19 protein-coding genes are annotated in these 20,809 nt (G+C 69.6%); 9 read left to right on the forward strand and 10 right to left on the reverse strand.

Annotated elements, in window-relative coordinates; genetic code table 11:
• Positions 1-350 precede the first annotated feature (350 nt).
• The 5 genes from FHX42_RS27180 to FHX42_RS19100 all read left to right on the forward strand — a co-directional run bounded on the left by FHX42_RS27180 (position 351) and on the right by FHX42_RS19100 (position 6,470).
• Positions 351-485, forward strand: coding sequence for a hypothetical protein (locus FHX42_RS27180; protein ID WP_268898429.1), 135 nt, complete (start codon positions 351-353; stop codon positions 483-485).
• A 77-nt stretch (positions 486-562) separates the two neighbouring features.
• Positions 563-1,654, forward strand: a complete 1,092-nt coding sequence (locus FHX42_RS19085; RefSeq protein ID WP_182545806.1) for a FecCD family ABC transporter permease — start codon at positions 563-565, stop codon at positions 1,652-1,654.
• Positions 1,651-2,751: a FecCD family ABC transporter permease gene (locus tag FHX42_RS19090; RefSeq protein ID WP_182545807.1), complete on the forward strand. Its 1,101-nt coding sequence runs from the start codon at positions 1,651-1,653 to the stop codon at positions 2,749-2,751. Before FHX42_RS19085 ends, FHX42_RS19090 begins: the two co-directional genes overlap by 4 nt.
• 29 nt (positions 2,752-2,780) lie before the next feature.
• A complete protein-coding gene (locus FHX42_RS19095; RefSeq protein ID WP_182546112.1) occupies positions 2,781-3,632 on the forward strand; it encodes an ABC transporter ATP-binding protein in 852 nt (283 codons plus the stop codon).
• Between the two features lie 267 nt (positions 3,633-3,899).
• The gene (locus tag FHX42_RS19100; RefSeq protein WP_182545808.1) at positions 3,900-6,470 is read left to right on the forward strand and encodes an ATP-dependent Clp protease ATP-binding subunit; all 2,571 of its coding nucleotides are present in this window, start codon (positions 3,900-3,902) and stop codon (positions 6,468-6,470) included.
• Between the two features lie 162 nt (positions 6,471-6,632).
• On the opposite strand, the gene FHX42_RS19105 is transcribed toward FHX42_RS19100, so the two are convergent.
• The 4 genes from FHX42_RS19105 to FHX42_RS27895 form a co-directional block, all read right to left on the reverse strand.
• Positions 6,633-7,148: a putative immunity protein gene (locus FHX42_RS19105; protein ID WP_182545809.1), complete on the reverse strand. Its 516-nt coding sequence runs from the start codon at positions 7,146-7,148 to the stop codon at positions 6,633-6,635.
• A 235-nt stretch (positions 7,149-7,383) separates the two neighbouring features.
• Positions 7,384-8,070: a DUF899 domain-containing protein gene (locus tag FHX42_RS19110; protein WP_182545810.1), complete on the reverse strand. Its 687-nt coding sequence runs from the start codon at positions 8,068-8,070 to the stop codon at positions 7,384-7,386.
• A 59-nt stretch (positions 8,071-8,129) separates the two neighbouring features.
• Entirely contained in the window at positions 8,130-8,294 is a 165-nt protein-coding gene (locus FHX42_RS19115) for a hypothetical protein (protein WP_182545811.1), read from the reverse strand.
• Positions 8,295-8,316: 22 nt separating this feature from the next.
• Complete coding sequence (locus tag FHX42_RS27895) at positions 8,317-8,601, reverse strand: Scr1 family TA system antitoxin-like transcriptional regulator (RefSeq protein ID WP_407926282.1); 285 nt, start codon at positions 8,599-8,601, stop codon at positions 8,317-8,319.
• Between FHX42_RS27895 and FHX42_RS27185 the strand changes: the two genes are divergently transcribed.
• Positions 8,539-8,673, forward strand: a complete 135-nt coding sequence (locus FHX42_RS27185; protein ID WP_268898430.1) for a hypothetical protein — start codon at positions 8,539-8,541, stop codon at positions 8,671-8,673. The two genes, FHX42_RS27895 and FHX42_RS27185, sit on opposite strands and share 63 nt — an antisense overlap.
• Before the next feature lie 36 nt (positions 8,674-8,709).
• On the opposite strand, the gene FHX42_RS19120 is transcribed toward FHX42_RS27185, so the two are convergent.
• Positions 8,710-9,450 (reverse strand): DedA family protein, encoded by a 741-nt coding sequence (locus tag FHX42_RS19120; protein ID WP_182545812.1) that lies wholly within the window; start codon positions 9,448-9,450, stop codon positions 8,710-8,712.
• 186 nt (positions 9,451-9,636) lie between these two features.
• On the opposite strand from FHX42_RS19120, the gene FHX42_RS19125 reads away from it, so the two are divergent.
• Together FHX42_RS19125 and FHX42_RS19130 are read left to right on the forward strand one after the other, a co-directional pair.
• Entirely contained in the window at positions 9,637-12,810 is a 3,174-nt protein-coding gene (locus FHX42_RS19125) for a BTAD domain-containing putative transcriptional regulator (protein ID WP_182545813.1), read from the forward strand.
• Positions 12,811-12,904: 94 nt separating this feature from the next.
• Complete coding sequence (locus FHX42_RS19130; protein WP_182545814.1) at positions 12,905-14,455, forward strand: SLC13 family permease; 1,551 nt, start codon at positions 12,905-12,907, stop codon at positions 14,453-14,455.
• Positions 14,456-14,654: 199 nt separating this feature from the next.
• On the opposite strand, the gene FHX42_RS19135 is transcribed toward FHX42_RS19130, so the two are convergent.
• Together FHX42_RS19135 and FHX42_RS19140 are read right to left on the reverse strand one after the other, a co-directional pair.
• Complete coding sequence (locus tag FHX42_RS19135) at positions 14,655-15,485, reverse strand: ABC transporter permease (RefSeq protein WP_182545815.1); 831 nt, start codon at positions 15,483-15,485, stop codon at positions 14,655-14,657.
• Positions 15,482-16,447: an ATP-binding cassette domain-containing protein gene (locus tag FHX42_RS19140; protein WP_182545816.1), complete on the reverse strand. Its 966-nt coding sequence runs from the start codon at positions 16,445-16,447 to the stop codon at positions 15,482-15,484. The genes FHX42_RS19135 and FHX42_RS19140 overlap by 4 nt, the downstream gene beginning before the upstream one ends.
• Positions 16,448-16,597: 150 nt before the next feature.
• Between FHX42_RS19140 and FHX42_RS19145 the strand changes: the two genes are divergently transcribed.
• A complete protein-coding gene (locus FHX42_RS19145) occupies positions 16,598-17,614 on the forward strand; it encodes an endonuclease/exonuclease/phosphatase family protein (RefSeq protein WP_182545817.1) in 1,017 nt (338 codons plus the stop codon).
• A gap of 165 nt (positions 17,615-17,779) precedes the next feature.
• Here FHX42_RS19145 and FHX42_RS19150 read toward each other — a convergent pair whose 3' ends face one another.
• The 3 genes from FHX42_RS19150 to FHX42_RS19160 are packed head-to-tail and all read right to left on the reverse strand — an operon-like array spanning position 17,780 to position 20,775.
• Entirely contained in the window at positions 17,780-18,094 is a 315-nt protein-coding gene (locus FHX42_RS19150; RefSeq protein ID WP_182545818.1) for an antibiotic biosynthesis monooxygenase family protein, read from the reverse strand.
• A 27-nt stretch (positions 18,095-18,121) separates the two neighbouring features.
• Entirely contained in the window at positions 18,122-20,065 is a 1,944-nt protein-coding gene (locus FHX42_RS19155) for a YhgE/Pip domain-containing protein (RefSeq protein ID WP_182545819.1), read from the reverse strand.
• A complete protein-coding gene (locus tag FHX42_RS19160; RefSeq protein ID WP_182545820.1) occupies positions 20,062-20,775 on the reverse strand; it encodes an ATP-binding cassette domain-containing protein in 714 nt (237 codons plus the stop codon). Before FHX42_RS19160 ends, FHX42_RS19155 begins: the two co-directional genes overlap by 4 nt.
• Positions 20,776-20,809 lie beyond the last annotated feature (34 nt).

Below are 20,809 nucleotides of genomic sequence, written 5' to 3' on the forward strand. Positions count from 1 at the left end.
ATCGTTTTTCCCCCGCTTCTCGTCGGTGACGAGCTCCCGGCGCGCGAGGTCGGACTTTCCGAGTGCGCGCGGTCGACCGGGGGTTGTCCTTCCCCCACCGTCCCGGTGGTTTTCGCTGAACACGGTGGGGTGATTCCCGAGAGCTGTTCGTAGAGTTGTTCGCGTCGGACTTTCGCCGAGCGGATGTCCGGCTTGCGAACGCCGGATCTTTTCCTGGTGGGGGGGTGGAGAGCGTTTCGGTCCCGGGTCTCCGCGCTTCGCACGGTCGGCGCGATGCGTTTCGGTGTGCCGTTGGTCTCGGTTTTCGCCCGTCGCATCGCCGAGCGCCCGGTCGAGCACGGGGTCGGTGCGTGGTTTTCGGTGCCGTGCCGCACACGACCGGTTCCGGAGTGAGCAGGCCCGGTGAGCAGTTCCACGACTCCGCCGTCCCCGCGGTGCTCGTCGTACGGCGGTGTGCGGTGACGGGCATGGACATCCCGTCCTGATCGGTTAGCCTTAGGTGGGCCTAACCTAAGTAGGGCTAACCTAAGTCAGCGATCCCGTGCGGCCGAAGGAGTGGGATGTGAGTCGCAGCGTCACCACGGGCAGCTCCCCCACCCCGGGGACCGACCGTGCCGCCGACCGTCCCGCAGACAGTCCCGGCGGGGTGCTCGCCTCCCGGCGTCGTAGACGTCTGTTCGGCCTCGGAGTCCTGCTCGCCCTGCTCGTCCTGAGCTGCCTGCTCAGCATTCTGATCGGTGCGAAGACCATCCCCGTCGGTGCGGTCTGGCAGTCGCTGGTGGCATCGACCGGCTCCGAGAACGACCTGATCGTGTGGCAGCTGCGGATTCCGCGCACGCTCGTGGGCGTGCTGGTCGGCTGTGCTCTCGGCCTGGCCGGTGGGTTGTTGCAGGGGCACACGCGCAACCCGATCGCCGATCCGGGGTTGCTCGGCATCACCCAGGGCGCCGGGCTGGCCGTCGTGCTGGCGGTGTACACGCTGGGAGTGACCAGCCTGTTCGGTTTCGTCTGGCTCGGCTTCCTCGGCGCCCTGCTCGGAGCGCTGGCCGTGTTCGCCATCGGTTCCGTCGGCAGGGGCGGGGCGACTCCGGTGACGCTGGCGCTGGCGGGGGCGGCGCTCAGCGCGCTGTTGCAGGCGATCACCTCGGCGCTGGTGCTGCTGGACCGCCAGAGCCTGGACACCTACCGGTTCTGGAAGGTCGGCTCCGTCGCGATCACCGACGTCTCGGTGGTCTGGCAGGTGCTGCCGTTCCTGGCGATCGGTCTGGTGCTGGGCCTGGCCAACGCCTCCGGCCTCAACGCGCTGTCGCTGGGCGAGGACGTCGCCCGCTCGCTCGGCCACCACGTGCGGTGGTCCCGCGGACTGGGCATCGCGGCCATCGCCGTGCTGGTGGGGGCCTCGGTCGCGGTGTGCGGTCCGATCAGCTTCGTCGGCCTCGTCGTGCCCCACGTGGCCCGCTTCATCACCGGTGCCGACCACCGGTGGTTGTTGCCGTTCAGCGCGCTGCTCGGCTCGTGCCTGGTGCTGCTGGCCGATATCGCGGGCAGGGTGGTGGCCCGGCCCTCGGAGATCCAGGTCGGGGTCATGCTGGCGATGGTCGGCGCGCCGTTCTTCATCGTGCTGGTGCGTCGGAGGAAGTTGGTGCGGCTGTGACCGAGACCGTCGGCTCCACCCGCCGGGCTTCCGCGCCGAAGGTGCCCGGGCGGGCACCGTTGCGCCTCGGCCCCGTTTCGACGGTGTTGCGCCTGCGCCCGCTGCTGGTGCTGCTGGGGGTGCTGCTGGTGCTGGTGGCGGTGTTCGCCGTCAACATCGGCCTCGGCACGTACCCGATCAGCCCGGCCAGGGTGGTGACCGTGCTCTTCGGCGGCGGGGACCACTACGACCAGCTGGTCGTGTTCACGCTGCGGATGCCCCGGTCGTTGACGGGGCTGCTGGTGGGGGCCGCGCTCGGTCTGTCCGGCGCCATCATGCAGGCCATCGCCCGTAACCCGCTGGCCAGCCCGGACATTCTCGGAATCTCCGGGGGCGCGGGTGTGGCGGCCACGGCCACGATCGTCTTCGGAGGTGGTTCCGGCCTGGGCGGGCTGCTCGCTGCGGCCGGGTTGCCGGTGGTGGCCCTGCTGGGAGGGGTGGGTACGGCGGTGGTGCTGTACCTGCTGGCCTATCGCGGTGGCATCGACTCGTTCCGGCTGGTGCTGGTCGGCGTGGGCATCAACGCGCTGGCCGCCAACGCCACCGTGTGGTTCATGACACTGGGTGGCGTCAACGACGCCGGCCGCGCCACGGTGTGGTTGACCGGGAGCCTCAACGCGCGCGGCTGGGAACACGTGGTGCCGGTGGCGGTCGCGCTGGCTGTGCTGGTGCCGGTGACGCTGATCGGCGCGCACGTGCTCGGCGCGTTGCAGTTCGACGACGACACGATGCGCGGGATCGGTGTGAACACCATCGCCTCCCGCAGCGTCCTGCTGCTCGGGGCGGCGGTGCTGGCCTCGGTCGCCACGGCCGCGGCGGGCCCGATCGCCTTCGTCGCGCTGGCGACGCCGCAGATCGCCCTGCGGCTGGCCCGTGCCTCCCGGCCGCCGCTGGTGACCTCGATGGTGCTGGGGGCGGCGCTGGTCGTGGGGGCCGACGTGATCTCGCGAACGGTCTTCGGCGACCTCGAACTCCCGGTCGGCATCGTCACCGCTGTGCTCGGTGCCCCCTACCTGATCTATCTGATCGTCCACCGGTATCGGGAGGTGCGCACTTGACCGAGACGACCGAGAGGGCCGAGGCGGCGATGTCGGACACCGGCGCCGAGCGGGCCTCGACGCGACTGCACGCCAGGGACCTGCGGCTGGCCTACGGGGAGCGGGTGGTCGTCGACGGGCTCGACATCGACGTCGTCGACGGCACCATCACCGGGGTGATCGGTCCGAACGGATGCGGCAAGTCGACCCTGCTGCGTGCGCTCGGCCGGCTGTTGCAGCCGAAGCAGGGGCAGGTGCTGCTCGACGGCAAGCGAATCCACAAGATGTCGACCAAGGAGGTCGCCCGGGTGCTCGGGCTGCTGCCGCAGTCTCCGGCCGCTCCGGAGGGGCTCAGCGTGGCCGACCTCGTGGCGCGGGGTCGGCATCCCCACCAGGCCTGGTACCGGCAGTGGTCCGGTGGGGACGAGAACGCGGTGGCCGAGGCGCTGGAGATGACGGGCATCCTGGACCTGGCCGAGCGGGGGGTCGACGAGCTCTCCGGCGGACAGCGTCAGCGGGCGTGGCTGTCGATGGCGCTGGCCCAGGGCACCGACCTGCTGCTGCTGGACGAGCCGACCACCTACCTGGACCTGTCGCACCAGGTGGACGTGCTCGACCTCATCGGGCGGCTGCACGACGACAGCGGCCGCACGGTGGTCATGGTGCTGCACGACCTCAACCTCGCCGCGCGCTACGCCGACCGGCTGGTGGCGATGAAGGACGGGGCGGTCGTGGCCGAGGGGTTGCCGCACGAGGTGCTCACCGAGTCGCTGCTGGCGGAGGTCTTCGACCTCAAGGCCAGGGTGATCGACGACCCGGTGACCGGCACCCCGATGGTCGTTCCCGTGGGGGGGCGCCGTGCGAGTTCGCCTGACAAGGGGCATACTCACCCATTCGGGTGAAGAAATCCGGGGGCGAGCTCTGCGGGTGTTCGCGGTGAGCGGACAATCCGCGCCGCGGTGCCCGTGACGGGAATTTCAGCAGCTCAGCGGCTTGTTGGTCACGGTGTCGGTACAAGTATGTGAACAGCGGACTGCGAGCCGGAAAGGCCCTGCGCGGGCCGGAACTACTACAGTGGTCTTTCAAGAGTGCTGAACCAGGGCTCGGCTCGAACGAACGGGAGTCGTGATCCGGTAGGAGACCGCCGGCGCAGCAGTCAGGGAGTGCGAATGTTCGAGAGGTTCACCGACCGCGCGAGGCGGGTGGTCGTCCTGGCACAGGAAGAAGCCAGGATGCTCAACCACAACTACATCGGCACCGAACACATTCTTTTGGGTCTGATCCATGAGGGTGAGGGTGTCGCCGCCAAGGCGCTGGAGTCACTGGGTATCGCCCTGGAGGGTGTACGTCAGCAGGTCGAGGAGATCATCGGCCAGGGCCAGCAGGCACCGAGCGGTCACATTCCGTTCACCCCGCGGGCCAAGAAGGTGCTGGAGCTGTCGCTGCGCGAAGCGCTGCAGCTCGGCCACAACTACATCGGCACCGAACACATCCTGCTCGGCCTGATCCGCGAGGGCGAGGGCGTCGCCGCACAGGTGCTCGTCAAGCTCGGTGCGGACCTCAACCGCGTGCGTCAGCAGGTGCTGCAGCTGCTGTCGGGCTACCAGGGCAAGGAGCCGGCCGAGGCCGGCGGCCGGAGTGAGGGCACCCCGTCCTCCTCGCTGGTGCTCGACCAGTTCGGCCGCAACCTGACCCAGGCCGCGCGCGAGTCCAAGCTGGACCCGGTCATCGGCCGGGACCAAGAAGTCGAGCGCATCATGCAGGTGCTCTCGCGTCGTACCAAGAACAACCCCGTGCTCATCGGCGAGGCCGGTGTCGGCAAGACCGCCGTCGTGGAGGGGCTGGCTCAACGAGTGGTCAAGGGCGAAGTGCCCGAGACGCTCAAGGAGAAGCAGCTCTACACCCTCGACCTCGGGTCGTTGGTGGCCGGCTCCCGGTACCGGGGTGACTTCGAGGAGCGCCTGAAGAAGGTGCTCAAGGAAATCAAGACCCGCGGCGACATCATCCTGTTCATCGACGAGATTCACACTCTCGTCGGAGCCGGAGCGGCCGAAGGCGCCATAGACGCCGCGAGCATCCTCAAGCCGATGCTGGCCCGTGGTGAACTGCAGACCATCGGTGCCACCACGCTGGAGGAGTACCGCAAGAACGTCGAGAAGGACGCGGCGCTGGAGCGTCGCTTCCAGCCGATCCAGGTGGGCGAGCCCTCGCTGGACCACGCCGTGGAGATCCTCAAGGGCCTGCGGGACCGCTACGAGGCGCACCACCGCGTGTCCATCACGGACTCGGCGCTGTCGGCGGCTGCCAGCCTGGCCGACCGCTACATCAACGACCGCTACCTGCCGGACAAGGCGATCGACCTGCTCGACGAGGCGGGCGCGCGGATGCGCATCCGCCGGATGACGGCTCCGCCGGACCTGCGCGAGTTCGACGAGAAGATCGCGAACGTGCGCCGGGACAAGGAGTCCGCCATCGACGGGCAGGACTTCGAAGGGGCCGCGCGCCTGCGGGACGAGGAGAAGCAGCTCCTCACCCAGAAGGAGGAGCGCGAGACCCAGTGGAAGGCCGGTGACCTCGACGTCGTCACCGAGGTCGACGAGGAGCAGATCGCCGAGGTACTGGCGAACTGGACCGGCATCCCGGTCTTCCGGCTCACCGAGGAGGAGACCACCCGCCTGCTGCGGATGGAGGACGAGCTGCACAAGCGGGTCATCGGCCAGGAGGACGCGGTCAAGGCCGTGTCCAAGGCGATCCGCCGCACTCGTGCCGGCCTGAAGGACCCGAAGCGTCCGTCCGGGTCGTTCATCTTCGCCGGGCCCTCCGGTGTCGGCAAGACCGAGCTGTCCAAGTCGCTGGCGCAGTTCCTGTTCGGCGACGACGACGCGCTCATCCAGATCGACATGGGTGAGTTCCACGACCGCTACACCGCCTCGCGGCTGTTCGGCGCCCCTCCGGGCTACGTCGGCTACGAGGAGGGCGGTCAGCTCACCGAGAAGGTGCGCCGCAAGCCGTTCTCGGTGGTGCTGTTCGACGAGATCGAGAAGGCTCACCAGGAGATCTACAACACGCTGTTGCAGGTCCTGGAGGACGGCCGCCTGACCGACGGTCAGGGCCGGGTCGTCGACTTCAAGAACACGGTGCTGATCTTCACCTCGAACCTCGGCACGGGCGACATCTCCAAGACCGTGAACCTGGGCTTCACCTCGGGCTCCGAGGCCGACTCGAACTACGAGCGGATGAAGGCCAAGGTCAACGAGGAGATGAAGAAGCACTTCCGTCCGGAGTTCCTCAACAGGATCGACGACGTGATCGTGTTCCACCAGCTCACTCAGGAGGAGATCCTGAGCATGGTGGACCTGCTGATCGGCAGGGTGGAGACGGCGCTCAAGGGCCAGGACATGTCCATCGAGCTGACGGACAAGGCCAAGCGGCTGCTGGCCAAGCGCGGCTTCGACCCGGTGCTGGGCGCCCGGCCGCTGCGCCGCACGATCCAGCGCGAGCTCGAGGACAAGCTCTCCGAGAAGATCCTGTTCGGCGAGGTCGAGGCCGGTCAGCTCGTCCTCGTCGACGTCGAGGACTGGGACGATGAAGGCCCGGACGACAAGGCTCACTTCGTCTTCCGCGGCGAGAGCAAGCCGTCCGCGGTGGTTCCGGACACCCCGCCGGTCGACATGGCCGGCCCCGGTGGTTCGACCCAGTCCGGCTCGGACGAACCCCAGGAGGGCAACCCGGAGGAGTGACTCTCCCCCCGGTAGTCCCGTCCTCGTGACAGTGGCCCCCACGCCTTCGGGTGTGGGGGCCACGTCCGTACTGTTTCCCGGCTTCGCGCGAAACCGGGAAAATCACTGCTGCCGGGTGTCGCCCGATGCGGTTGGGGGCGGTGCCGGCGCCCCGGCGCGCGCTCAGCAGTTGAACACCGACCAGCAGATGTCGTTCCGCAACCGCTGGTCGTCAAGTACGAGCTCGCGAATCGTCTCCGGGAGCTGGTCACGCTGCCACTGGCACTCGAGTCGCCCCGCCGCCCCGCCCTCGTCTTCCGGCGCGGCAGCACGTGCGGCCTTGATCGCATAGGCGGCCGCACCGAGTTCGTGCGCGGCGACGTGCGCGACGGCCCCGGCCTGGCCAGCAGCGTACGCGGCATGCCGTGCTGCCCCACGGAGGTCTCTGGCCGCGCCCATCGCATGGCCGCCCGCCGCGCGAGCCTGCATCATCTCGACCTCGCCACGCACCCAGGCGCGGGCTTGCTCGATCGCCTGGCGCGGTCGTGGGTCCTCAGGCTGAGTCGACTCGAAGAGGTCAAGGACGTGCTCCGCGCACGATGCCGCCCAAAGAGCGAGGAGATGGTGATCCGAATCGGTGAGGGTCCCACCGCGGCGGATCGTCACGAAGCGAGGATCCCGGACCTTCGGGAGGATCATGGTGGGCACTCCTTCTGCTTGCATCCGCCCAACGCCCAGGGGCGCGCACGCGCGACCGGGCACGCCCCCAAGCCCAAAACATGCCTACCCGACAAGAGAAGTGCTGGCTCGGGAGGACCACGTAGCAGATGCTCGGCACGAGCCGCGAGCCGTCTCGACAGGCGGATCCCTTCCGTACGTGCGGCCGGGATTCGGCACTGACCGGGGTTGCCGACCCCGGGTGCGCCCCGACTCCCTACGCGGGGTACTCGTCGCGCTTGCGCGGCCAGTCGGAGAAGTCCTCGCCGCGGCCCCTGGGGGCCCGGTCCAGCAGCTGCCAGGTCGCGTTCAATGCTTCGGTGCCGCGATCGTAGGTCGAGTAGGTGTGATACACGACCCCGTCCTCCAGCGCGAAGCAGCTCAGCGCCATCAGCTCCATCACGTCGAGCATGTCGCCGCTGCCCGACCCGTAGTCCCGGCGCGACGTCGGCACGTGCATGTACTCGAAGAAGTCGGCGTCGAAGTCGCTGCCGCCGGAGGACACCCACTCGACGTCCCAGCCCATCCGCTGCTTGTACGCGGTGAGCACCGGCAGCGGCGAGCGCGAGGAGAGCAGGAACGTCACGTCCCGACGGGCCAGGTGCGGCACCGCGCCGATCAGGTTGTCCGTTTCGAAGGTGCAGCCCGGGCAGCCCTCCGGGGTGTTCGGCCCGTGCATGAAGTGTCGCACGATCAGCTGTGAGCGTCCGTCGAACAGTTCGGCGAGCGTGCGCCGGCCGACCGTGGTATCGAAGCGGTACTGCTTGTCGACCGGTACCCAGGGCAGCTCCTGCCGCTTGAGGGCCAGCTCGGTGGCCTGTCGGCTCAGCTCCTTCTCTCGTGCCAGCTGCTGCTCGTAGGCGGCTCGCCACTGTTCGCGCGTTCCGACCGCGTGCGTCGTCATCGTGTCCTCCCGGTGGTACGGACGGGGCCACCGGGGCAGACTCCCGCCGGCGCCGAAACTCATCGGCCGGGCTCCACCTTGGGGGTCCAGTCGAGCGGCGTGGTGTTCGACGGCTGATGCGTGATCTTCGTGTCGTCGGGCGCTGAGCGCCGGGACGGTCTCCCGTTGGCGTGGTCAACACCGGCGCTGCGGCTGCTCTTGAACCATCCGGGGGCGTAGTTCATGAGTGCAGCCCCTCCAGCTTGCTCAGGAGGAGGTCGGTGGACTCCTGCGGGATGAGGGAGGGGGCAGCTCTCGCTCGCGATCCAACGCGCGGAACATGGGTCCAGCTTCCTTCTCCTGGTCGTGGTAGGTCGATGGTCCGTAGGTGACCGGTGAGAAAGCGATACGAGGCGCGGCGTCGCCGAGGTCGAGCGTGCTCAGACTGCCGCCGAGAATCGGGTTGTTCGGTACGTCGCGTCGGAGGGCTTGCACCGTCAGATTCGGTCGCTCGGCGAGCTGGAGCAGGTGGAGGATTTGACCGCGCGTGATCGCGGTGTCACCGACGAGCTGGTCGAGGCGATCAACACCGTCCACGCCGAGTTCGGTGCCCGGCGGTCCTGACGGCCGGGTTCGTGCGCCTCGTCGGGGCGCGCGGACTCACCGCACGCGCCGGATCTCCTGGGTGGGCGCGTCGAACGGCTGCGTCACCGCCTCCAGCTCCTGCGTCGGCCAGTCGTCCTCGAGAAGCTCCTGGTCGCCCTCGCGGCGCTGCTTCAGCCGGGACACGACGAAGTACACCACCGCCAGCACCACGGCCACGAGCACGGCCTTGGAGAAGAAACCCGCGTAGTGCTCCACGAGGTGCCAGTTGCTGCCCAGGGCGTAGCCGGCCAGCACGAACGCGCTGTTCCAGATGAGGCTGCCGAGCGTGGTGAACATGACGAACGTGGTCAGCGACATCCGCTCGACCCCGGCGGGCAGCGAGATGAAACTCCGGAACAGCGGCACCATCCGCCCGAAGAACACCGCCTTCACGCCGTGCTCGGCGAACCACGCCTCGGTCCGGTCGACGTCGGACAGCTTGATCAGCGGCATTCGCGCGGCGATGGCCCGCATCCGCTCGTTCCCCAACCACGCGCCGAGGTAGTACAGCACCAGCGCACCGACCAGCGACCCCAGCGTCGTCCACAGGATCGCGCCGAGGACGCTCATCTCGCCCCGACCGGCCACGACCCCGGCCAGGGGCAGGATCACCTCGCTGGGTACCGGGGGGAACAAGTTCTCCAGCGCGATGATCGTTCCCGCGCCGGGGGCGCCGAGGGCTTCCATGAAGCCGATCGCCCAGCCCGCGAAGCCCGTCGGCTCGGCGGGGGCGGCTGCCAGGGTCGTGGAGTCCATGCTCGAGCAGTACCACCCTCGTCGTAGCTGGAATGTCCTTTCTCACCATGATTCCAGGCGATGGGAGCGCGGCCTGACGCAGCCTCGGTGACCCTGATCACGAACGGGTTTTCGCCCGCGGGAAAAACGCTGGGCGTACCGGTGGCGGTCTCTGCGAAGCTGGCGGTGCGCCGGTCGGGAGGCTGAGTGAATCGGGAAGCTGTGTTGATCGGGTTGCTGGGGCCGTTCCAGTTGCGCGGCGATGACCACCGTCCCGTCGAGGTCGGCGGGGCTCGGGTGCGGACGTTGCTGGCACGGCTCGCGCTGGAGGCCGACCGCACGGTGTCCACCGAGGCCCTCATCACCGATCTCTGGGGTGATGACCAGCCCGCGCGGGCCCTCAACGCCCTGCAGTCGCTGGTCTCCCGCGCCCGTCGCGTCCTGCCCGCGGGGATCGCGCTGCGTTCCGAGGGCACCGGCTACGCGCTGGGCGTGCCGACCGAGGAGGTCGACGTCCACCGCTTCGAGCGGTTGGCCGCGCGGGGACATCGCCTGCTGGACGACGACGTCGCCGGGGCCGCCGAGACGTTGCGGGGTGCCCTGGAGCTGTGGCGTGGGGACGCGCTGGTCGACTTCGTCGACGCGCCCTTCGCCGCGTCCGAGGCGGTGCGGTTGCACGAACTGCGCCTGACGGCGCTGGAGGAGCGCATCGACGCCGACCTGCGGCTCGGTCGCCACGCCGAGCTCGTGGCCGAGCTCGACGGGCTCGCCGCCCGGCAACCGCTGCGGGAGCGTTTCACGGCTCTGCGCGTTCGCGCGCTCCACGCCTGCGGCAGGCAGGCCGACGCGTTGGCCGCCTACGACGCCCTGCGGCACCGCCTCGCCGAGGAGCACGGTGTCGACCCCTCACGGGAACTCAGGGACCTGCACATGGCCGTGCTGCGCGGTGATCCCGGTGTCGACCCCGTCGAACCCGTCCCGGCGCGGGAGCCCACGTCCTCGCTGCCGACGCGGTTGAGCAGCTTCGTCGGGCGGGAGGACGAGGTCGATCAGGTCCGGAGGTCGCTGGGGCGGTCGCGGCTGGTGACCCTGTTCGGACCCGGTGGAGCGGGCAAGACCCGGTTGGCGACCGAGAGCGCGGCCGGAGTCGGTGACCGCCGCGTGCTGTTCGTCGAGCTCGCCCCGGTGCGCGACGAGCACGACCTGATTTCGGCGGTGCTGGGCACGCTGGGCCTCCGGGAGACGCGGTTGCTGGAACGCCAGTCCGCGGCCACGCACGCCATGACGCGACTCGTCGAGGCCCTCTCGGGCGGACCGACACTGCTGGTGCTGGACAACTGCGAGCACGTCATCACCGCCGCCGCGGAGTTCGTCGGCGAGCTGCTGTCCCGCTGCCCACGGCTGGAGGTGCTGGCCACGAGCCGGGAACCGTTGGCGCTCACCGGTGAGAAGCTGCTGCCGGTCGGTCCGCTGGGACTGCCGGACAGCTCGGACGAGCAGGACAAGGCGGCAGCGGTGCGGCTGTTCGTCGAACGGGCGGCGGCGGTGAGCCCGACCTTCGCCCTGTCCGAGAGCAACACCGCCGACGTGGTGGAGATCTGCCGGCGGCTGGACGGGATGCCGCTGGCGATCGAGCTCGCGGCCGCTCGGCTGCGCGGGATGAGCGTGCGCCAGGTCGCCGAACGGCTCGACGACCGGTTCCGGCTGCTCACCAGTGGTAACCGGAGGTCGATGCCCCGGCACCGCACGCTGCGGGCGGTGGTCGAGTGGAGCTGGGAGCTGCTCGACGACGCCGAACAGGTCCTGGCCCGGCGGTTGGCGGTGTTCGCCGGCACCGTGCGGGCGGAGTCGGTGACCGCCGTGTGCGCGGGTCCGGGGCTGCCCGCCGCCGACGTCGTGTACGTGCTCAGCTCGCTGGTCGAGAAGTCGTTGGTGGAGGCGGTCGACGGGGGCCGGGGGATGCGCTACCGGATGCTGGAGACCGTGCGAGTCTACTGCGCCGAACGGTTGGTCGCGGCCGACGAGCGGGAGAGCACTCGGACGGCGCACGCCGAGCACTTCCTGGAGCTGGCCGAAGTCGGGGGCCACCAGGTCCATCTGGCCGAACAGCTCGACTGGATGGAGCGGCTCGACGCCGATCACGACAACATCCTGGCCGCGCTGCACCGGTGCACGACGGTGGTCGACGCCGATCGCGCCGTTCGCTTCTGCGCGGCGCTGGCCTGGTACTGGTCGATGAGCGCGCAGTACTCCGAGGTCGAGGGCCGGTTCGATGCGGCCATGTCCCTCGGCGGCGACGCACCGGCGGCGAGCCGCGCCGCCATCGAGCTCATGCGCGGTTTCTTCGCCCGGACCGCGGACTGGACCGAGCAGCTGCGTGGTTCGGCGGCCGCGGCGCGGGACACCGACGCGATGGGCCACTACCTCTACGTGGCGGGCATGGAGCCGGTGGCATGGCTGATGTCGGGGGAGGCGGAGGAATTCGAGCGCAGCGTGCGGCGTGCCTTCGCCCATCCGAACCCGTGGGCCAGGGCCGCGGCTCGTTACGCGCGCTCGGCCGGAGCCGAGCAACGGGGCGATGTCACTGGTGGCGAGGAGGACGCCCGGGAGGCCGCGCGGGAGTTCGAGGCGGTCGGGGATCGCTGGGGAGTGGCGCAGGCCGTCAGCAGTCAGGCCGGATTCCGCTCGCTGCGCGGTGACCACGCGGGAGCCATCGAGGTGCTCGGGGAGTCCGTGGAGACGATCCGGCAGCTGCGCTCGAACGAGGACCTCGCCGCACTGCTGGTCGTGATCGGGACCGAGAAGCTCCGAGCGGGCGACCTAGCCGGGGCACGCACCGACATGCACGAGGCCGACGAGCTGACGGAGCCGTTCTCGCCGCACCGGATGCTCGTCTGGTCCGGGCTCGTCGAGGTCGCCCGGCACGGTGGCGAGCTCGGACGGGCCGAGGAGTACCTCCGGCGGGCGCACGAGGACCTGGACGGGTCGTCGCACGTGTCCCATCCGGTTCGGCAGCTGGTGCTGTTGTCCGAGGTGCGACTGCGGCTGTATCAGGGCAGGCTCGACAGGGTGCGTGTATTGCTGCGTCAGGGTCTCGGGATCGGCAACGGCATCGAGAACATGCCGATGAGCGCGGTTTGCGCCGAGCAGGCGGCGCGCTGGTTGTCCGCGTCGGGGGAACCGGAGCGGGCGGCGCGTGCCCTGGGCACCGCCGTGGCACTGCGTGGCCTGCTCGACGAGGGCGACCCCGAGGTCCGGGCACTGCGTCGCGAGCTCGAGGAGTCGCTCGGCGTAGCCGACTGCCGCCGACTGTTCGAGCGTGGTGCCGCGTTGTCCCGTGCCGATGCCCTCACCGAGCTGTCCTCGGTCCTGCATGGTTGAACACCGTTGACACCGCCGCAGTATCGGTTACCGTCTGTTTCTTGACTCATCGGGCTGGTACATCCACCCGAGTGATCGTCGAGGTGGAGGTGCCATGGAAAAACAGTACGGTGAAGACGTTGTGTCGCCCGGTAGCGGACTCAGTCCCGAAAGTGGTGAAGTCGAGGAACCCGCTCGGGCGTCCCGACGAGCCTGGATCGGTCGGGGGCTCGGCCCGGTGCTGGCCGTCGTGGCGTACTTCCTGCTGCCGAGCGGTATCGGCCACCAGGCTCGCGGCGTGGCCGCCGTGGGAGTGCTCATGGCGGTCTGGTGGGTGTGCGAGGCGCTGCCGCTCGCCGCCACCGCCCTGCTGCCGATCGCGCTGTTTCCCCTGGTGGGGGCGGCCGACATCGAGGAATCCACCGCTCCCTACGCCAGCGACATCGTGTTCCTGTTCATGGGTGGGTTCATGCTGGCGCTGGCCATGCAGCGCTGGGGCCTGCACCGCAGGATCGCGCTGCGGACCGTGCTGGCGGTGGGCACCAGACCGTCCCGAGTGGTCGGCGGGTTCATGCTGGCCACCGGCTTTCTGTCCATGTGGGTGAGCAACACCGCCACGACCGTGGTGATGCTGCCGATCGGCCTGTCCGTGCTCACGCTGGTCTTCGACCGGGTGCCCACCGGTTCCGAGGTCGGGGCGCAGTCCGACACGTTCAAATTCGCGACCTGCCTGATGCTGGCGATCGCCTACTCGGCGAGCATCGGCTCGCTGGCCACTCTGATCGGCACCCCGCCCAACCTGTTCATGGCCGGGTTCCTTTCCGAGACCTACGGCATCGACATCGGATTCGGGCAGTGGATGCTGTTCGGTCTCCCGGTGGCCGTGGTCCTCATGGGAGTGGCCTGGCTGCTGCTGACGAAGGTGCTCTACCCGACGACGATGAGCGACATCCCCGGCGGCCGCGAGTTGTTCCGGGGCGAGCTGGACAAGCTGGGTCCGATGAACCGCGGCGAACGGGTCGTGGGGATCGTGTTCGTGTGCACGGCGCTGATGTGGATCCTCCGCGAACCGCTGACCCAGGTCGTGCCCGCGCTGAGCAGCCTGGACGACACCGGCATCGCGATCATCGCCGCCCTCGTGCTGTTCGCAGTTCCGGTGGACGCCCGGCGCGGGGTGTTCACGCTGGACTGGACCTCGGCGGCGAAACTGCCGTGGGGCGTGCTGCTGTTGTTCGGGGGCGGGTTGTCGCTGGCCTCGGCGATCGACTCCAGCGGGCTGGACGACTTCATCGGCGGCAGCGTGGGCGCGCTGGGCGGAGTGCCCACGTTCGTGCTCGTGCTGATCGCGGTCCTCGCGGTGATCCTGCTGACCGAGTTGACCAGCAACACGGCCACCACGGCCACGTTCCTGCCGATCCTGGCGGGAGCCGCCCTGGGTCTCGACCTCGGCGTGATGTTGTTGGCGGTGCCCGCGGCCGTGGCGGCGACCTGCGCGTTCATGATGCCGGTGGCCACCCCGCCGAACGCGATCGTGTTCGGCTCCGGTTACGTGAGCATCCCGCAGATGGTCAAGGCGGGGTGGTGGCTCAACCTCGTGGCGATCGTGCTCATCCCCGTGGCCGTCTACACCCTGGGTGCCTGGGTGCTCGGCATCACCCTCGGGTGAGAAGGTGGACAATTTTCCCTAAAATTGTTCACGGTCGCCCGAAGGGGTGATGCCCGGTCCCTCCCGCCCCCGATACGGGAGGGACCGGGCGTTCGCCGGGAGTGCCTCCCGGAAAGCGGCGCAGCCGCTTCGCACCCGTGCAAGCAGGCCGACCCGGCTGAGGTCCCGGCCCACGACGCAGGCCATTCTCCGAGGGCTCTCAAACGCGGCGGCGGTAGCTCACCATGGCCAGTGGGAAGAAAACCGCCACGAGCGCGACCATCCAGATCAGCGTCACGGCCAGCGGAGCCATCACGGGCCCACCGATCATCAGCCCCCGCGCGGTGTCGGCGAGCTTGCTGACCGGATTGATCGAGACCCAGGCCTGCAACCACCCCGGCATCGTCTCGGTCGGGACGAACACGTTGCTGCCCATCGTCATCGGGAACATGAACGCCATCGCCACGCCCGGCAGCGCCTGCTGGCTCCGGACCAGCATGCCCAGCCACACCGACACCCAGCACATGCACAGCGCGAACCCGATCACCAGCAGGATCGCCAGCACCGTGGGAACCACGCCGGTCCGGATCCGAAAGCCCATCAGCGTGGCGACGACGAGCAGCACCGCGATCGAGACGAGGTAGCGCACCACGTCACCGAGCACGGCGCCGATCAGCGGTGCCGACCGCGCCACCGGCAGGCTGCGGAAGCGGTCGAAGACCCCCTTGCTGATGTCGGTGTTGAGCTGCATCCCGGTGCCGAGGCTGCCGAAGACCATGGTCATGGCCATGACCCCGGGCAGGGTCCGCTGGAGGTAGATCCCGGTGTCCGCGGCGATCGCCCCGCCGAAGATGTAGACGAACATCACCAGGAACAGGATGGGCTGCAGGGTGACGTCGAGCAGGGCCTCGGGCGACTTGCGGATCTTGAGGGTGCTCCGCCCCGCCAGCGTCAGCCCGTGCTTGATCGTGCGTAGCGGTCCGATGTGCTCCGGGGCCGCCGCTGCCGGGGTCGGCGGCTCGGTCGTGGCACTTTCGACGGTGGTCGTCATGCTGCCGTGCCCTCCTCGGCGTCGTCGGCGGCGGGCTTGCCGGTGATCGACAGGAACGCTTCGTCCAGACTGGGCAACCGCAGCGAGAGCTCGTCGGCGGTGATGTCCGCGTCGTCCAGCCGGCGCACCAGCGCCGACATCAGCACCGGATCGTCGGCCGGGGCCGTGAGCAGCCCGGTGTCGGCGTTCTTGGTCGGCTCGGTGCCGGTGAGTTCGGCGAGGATTCCGGAGATCGTCTCCAGCTCGCTCGGGGAACTCGAGCGCACCTGGAGCGTCTGACTACCGGTGCGGCGCTTGAGCTCGTCGGCGCGCCCCTCGGCCACCACCCGACCGTGGTCGATGACGCTGATGCGGTCGGCCAGCTGGTCGGCCTCCTCCAGGTACTGGGTGGTCAGCAGCACCGTGACCCCCTCGTCGGTGAGCGTGCGCACCATCTCCCACACCTGGTTGCGGCTGCGCGGGTCGAGCCCGGTCGTGGGCTCGTCCAGGTACAGCACCTCGGGGCGGCCCATGAGGCTGGCGGCCAGGTCGAGCCTGCGCCGCATCCCTCCCGAGTACGTCTTGAGCGCGCGCCCCCCGGCTTCGGAGAGCCCGAAGCGCTCCAGCAGTTCGGCGCCGCGTGCCTTGGCGTTCCGGCGCGACATCTCCAGCAGCCGACCGATGAGCAGCAGGTTCTCCGAACCGGTCAGCTCCTCGTCCACCGAGGCGTACTGACCGGTCAGCCCGATCCTGCTGCGTACCGCGACCGGTTGGCGCCGCACGTCGTAGCCGGCGACGGTCGCGTGCCCCTCGTCGGGGCGCAGCAGCGTCGCCAGGATGCGGACCGACGTGGTCTTGCCCGCACCGTTGGGACCGAGCACGCCGAGGATCGAGCCCGCGGGTGCGGCGAGGTCGACACCACCCAGCGCCGTCGTCGACCCGAAGCGTTTGACCAGGCCCTCGGCCTGGACCGCGAAAGTCATTCGTCCTCCCTGGTTTTTCCGCACTCATCATCGGGTCAGGGGCTGACAAGATGCGCACACTTCGCTGTCAGCGCGCGTGACCCCGCTTACGCCTCCGCGGGCGGGAGCGCCCCGGACTGCTGTATTAGTGGACGGGGAACGAGGAGGGTCATGGACGACACGATCGAGATGGTCGAGACCGGCACGGTGACCGGGAGACGGCGTCGCTCCCCCGGAGGCGGCAAGGTCACCGCCGTCCTGCTGGTGGTGGCGGTGCCGTTCCTGCTCTGGGCTGCCCTGCCGCTGGCCAGCTTCGACGGTACGCGCTACACGTCGGCTCTCGTGGCTCTTACGCCCTACGCCGTACCTGCGGGTGTGGTGATCGCCGTGGCGGCGCTGCTGCTGAGGCGGTGGTTGATCACCTTGGTGGTCGGCTCGGTCACGGCTCTGCTGGTGGCTTCCGTGCTGCCGCGGGCGATTCCGGACAGCCCCGTTCCCGTGCGGGGGCGATCGGTGACGGTGATGGCCTCGAACACGCTCTTCGGAGGCGCCGACGCCGGGCGCATCGTGGAGCTGGTGCGCAGCCACGGCGTCGACGTGCTGGCGCTGGAGGAACTGACCCCCGGCATGGTCGAGAAGTTGAACCGGGCGGGGCTGGGCAAGGTGCTGCCGCACCGGGTCTTCGACGCGGGGCCGGGCGGCGAGGGCACCGGCATCGCTTCGCGCTACCCGCTGCGGGAACTGTCACTGATGCGGTCGACGACGATGAGTCAGCCGTCGGCGCTGGTGGACCTGCCCGGCCCGCGCGACGTGCAGTTCGTCGCCGTGCACCCGATGATTCCCGTGGGGGAGGGGACGGTGGACACGTGGGAACGCGAGATCGCTGCCCTGCCGGATCCGGCCGAGGGGCGTCGCGGACCGGCGCGGGTGCTGGCGGGCGACTTCAACGCCACGCTGGACCACACCCCGCTGCGCAACCTGCTCGGACAGGGCTACTCCGACGCGGCAGAGGTCACCGGTGACGGGTTCTCCCCGACCTGGCCGATGCGCGGACGCTCGCTGGTTCCGCCGGTCACCCTCGATCACGTGCTGACCAGCGGTGACATCGTCACCCGGGGGTATCGCACCTTCGAGATCGCGGGGACCGACCACCGGGCCGTACTCGCCCACCTCGCCGTCCCGAGCTGAGAACGCGAAACCCGGGGGCGCGACCGCCCGGGCCGCTGCCTCAAAGGGTGAACGGGCCGTTCGGGCGATCACACCGCCACGACGGTCCGTTCACCACGACGCGGTGAGGCGCCTTCAACCGGACGACCTGACAGGGGGAAGCCTGCTGAGATCGTTCCGACGAGCTCAGCCCTGCTCGCCGGGATGGGACTCCAGGACGACCTCGAAGCCCATGAGGGTGGCTCCGGTGGCGACCGGCTGCTGGTTCTCCTGGCTGTGGGCCTCCTTGGCGGGGCCGTTGGCCCAGGCCTGGAAGTCCTCCTCGGTCTCCCAACGGGTGTAGACGTAGTAGCGGTTCTCGCCGTTGACGGGGCGCAGCAGCTCGAAGCCCAGGAAGCCCGGTGCGCTGTCCACGGCACCGTGGCGCTGTCCGAAGCGCCGCTCCAACTCCTCGCCCTTGCCCTCGGGAACCTCGATCGCGTTGATCTTCACGACAGCCATGCCGCCAGGTTACGCCTTTCGGAGCACTCACAGCTCGATCTGCGGGTGGAGTCGTCGGAGCGTCCAGGTGCGGTGTCGTCGCACGACGAGGGTGGTCAGGGCCAGGAAGGCGACGAGGAAACCGCCCAGGACCGCGAGGTCGAGCCGGAGGTGCTCGACGAGTCCGCCGGAGATCGTCACGCGGAGTCCGTCGACGAGGTAGGTCATCGGCAGGTACGGGTGGATGGCCTGGAAGAACACCGGAGTGGTCTCCATCGGGTAGAGCCCTCCGGAGGCGGTCAACTGCACGATCAGCAGCACCAGCGATACCGCGTCGCCCACCACGCCCAGCCACGTGCGCAGGAAGTGCACGACAGTGGTGAAGGCCGCCGCGGCCAACGCCACCAGTCCGACCGTCCACAGCGGATGGATCGGGTCGAGTCCGAGCCCGAGAACGAGCACGCCCAGCAGCGTCAGGCCGCCGACGATCCCGAGCACGGCGGCGGGCAGCAGTCCGGCGAGGGCGACGACGAAGGCGCTGACCCGTCCGCCCAGCGCACGCAGGTTCACGGGTTCGAGCAGCAGATACGCCGCCATCCCGAAGACCCACAGCGCGATCGCGAAGAAGAACGGTGCCATCCCCCGGCCGTAGACCTTGGCGGGGTTGAGGTTGTTCTCCTCGATCAGCGCGGGGGAACCGAGTACCTCGGCGGCCCGTGCCACCTGAGTGGGGCTGGTCGGCGGGATCTTGGCCAAACTGTCGTCGATCAGCCCGGAGAGCTCGCGCGCCCCGCCGCTCAGCCGGTTCGTGGCGGTGTGCAGGGTCTCGCTGCTGCCCACCAGTCCCTGCAGCCCTCCGACCAGTGTTCTGGTTCCACTGGCGAGCTGCTCGGTGCCCGAGCTGAGGTCGTCGGCCGGAGCGGTCAGCGTGCGGACCCTGCTCTGGAGCGAGCTCGTGTTCTCGCGCAGGGCGAGCGCCCTGTCGTTGGCCTGCCGGGCGTCGCCCAGTGCCTGGTCGGCCTCGGTGTCCGCGTTCGCGGCGGCATCGGACAGTCGTCGAGCGTTGTCCATCAGTCGTTGGTACCCGGGATCGTCGAGCAGCACCGGATGGTCGCGCCCGAGCTGTTCCAGGCCGGAGACGTTCTCGGAGGTCCGTTCGGTGATCGAACCGGTCGCCGTGGTGACAGTGGAGAGCCCGTTCACCACCACACCACTGGCGTCGACCAGCGACGTGACGGCCCCCGGAATCCGGTCGGCGGCCAGCTCGGCGACGGCGTCGATCCTGCCGTCGAGCTGTTCGGCGGTCTCCGAGATCTGCTCGACACCCCCGGAGATGTCCTCGGCGCCGTCGTGCACCCCCTTCAGCCCCTCGGTGAGCCCCCCGGCGCTCTGTTCGGCGAGCCCGCTGCCTTCGACCAGCCGGCCCGCCGCGTCGGAGGCCGACCGCAGCTTCTCCCGCACGGCGTCGACCTCGCCGTAGATCGCCCGGGCGTAGGCGGTGTGGGCGGCCGAGTTGACCTGGTTCTGCAGCCGTGCCTCGACGGTGTCGGCCATGATCCCGGCGATGTAGCCGTTGGCGTCGTTCTTGGTGATCGTCATCTCGGCGTGGCGCGGATTCGGCCGCGTGGCCGTCGCGAGGCCGGCGCTGAACCCGCGCGGCACCGTGATCGTGAAGTAGTAGCGTCCCTGCCGCAGCCCCTTCCGGGCATCGGCGGCGTCGGTGAAGTGCCAGTCGAACAACTCGGTGGTCTTGAGCTGGCGCACGAACTGGTCACCCGCGTTGATGTACTGCCCGGACTGCTGCACCGGCTGGTCCTGGTTGACCACCGCCACCGGTACCTCGTCGAGGCTGCCGTAGGGATCCCAGTTCGCCCACAGGTACAGCGACCCGTACAGCAGCGGAACCAGGGCGAGCGCCACCGGTACCAGTCGCCGGAGCGGACCACCCCGGAAGCGCCGCAGTTCCAGGAGCGCGAGCCTGAACGCCTTCATCGGACGGTCCCGCCGTTCTGCGGCGGTTCGATGTCGAACAGGGTGAGCGGTTCCGTGGTGTCCTCGGAAACCTCGCCCTCCGGCCACAGCCGGATCACCGTGGTCTCGTCGGCCGTCCGCGGTGGATCCGCAGCGCTGGCCAGCACCGTGGTGCCCGTGCGCGCCACCTCCGACAGCGCCGTCCACGCTCTGGTCCGCGCCGCCTCGGGCAGGCCGAGGTCCACGTCGTCGACGATCAGCCCCGGAGGAGCCTGGGCGGCGCCGAGTGCCACGGCCACCAGCAGCTGGCCGCCAGGATGCAGGTCGGAGATCAGCGCGTCCGGATCGGGGTCGAGCCCGACCAGGTCGAAGGCGGCGGTCACGTCGTCGTCGGTGACACCGGTGGTGAGTCGCCGCTCGCGGATCACCTCCTTGACGCGCAGGCATTGCTGCAGCTCGAAACCGGGTCGCACGCGGGCCGGTACGACCAGTCCGCGCACGGTTCCGGCCCGGTCGGGCAGCACGTGTCCGGAGACGTCCAGGTGACCGGCGACCGGGCGCAGCCGTCCGGACAGGGTCAGCAGCAGCGACGTCCGGCCCGTCCCGGCATGACCGACCACCGTGGCCAGGGACCCGGGTTCGACGTGGGCACTGACGTTGGCGAAGACCACCCCCTCCGGCCCCACCACGGTGATTCCCCTGGCGGTGACGCTGACGCCGTCGACGTCCATCGGGTTCCCTCACTTCGGATCGGCTGCTGATCCA

The sequence above is a fragment of the Halosaccharopolyspora lacisalsi genome, assembly GCF_014137975.1.
Taxonomy (GTDB): domain Bacteria; phylum Actinomycetota; class Actinomycetes; order Mycobacteriales; family Pseudonocardiaceae; genus Halosaccharopolyspora; species Halosaccharopolyspora lacisalsi.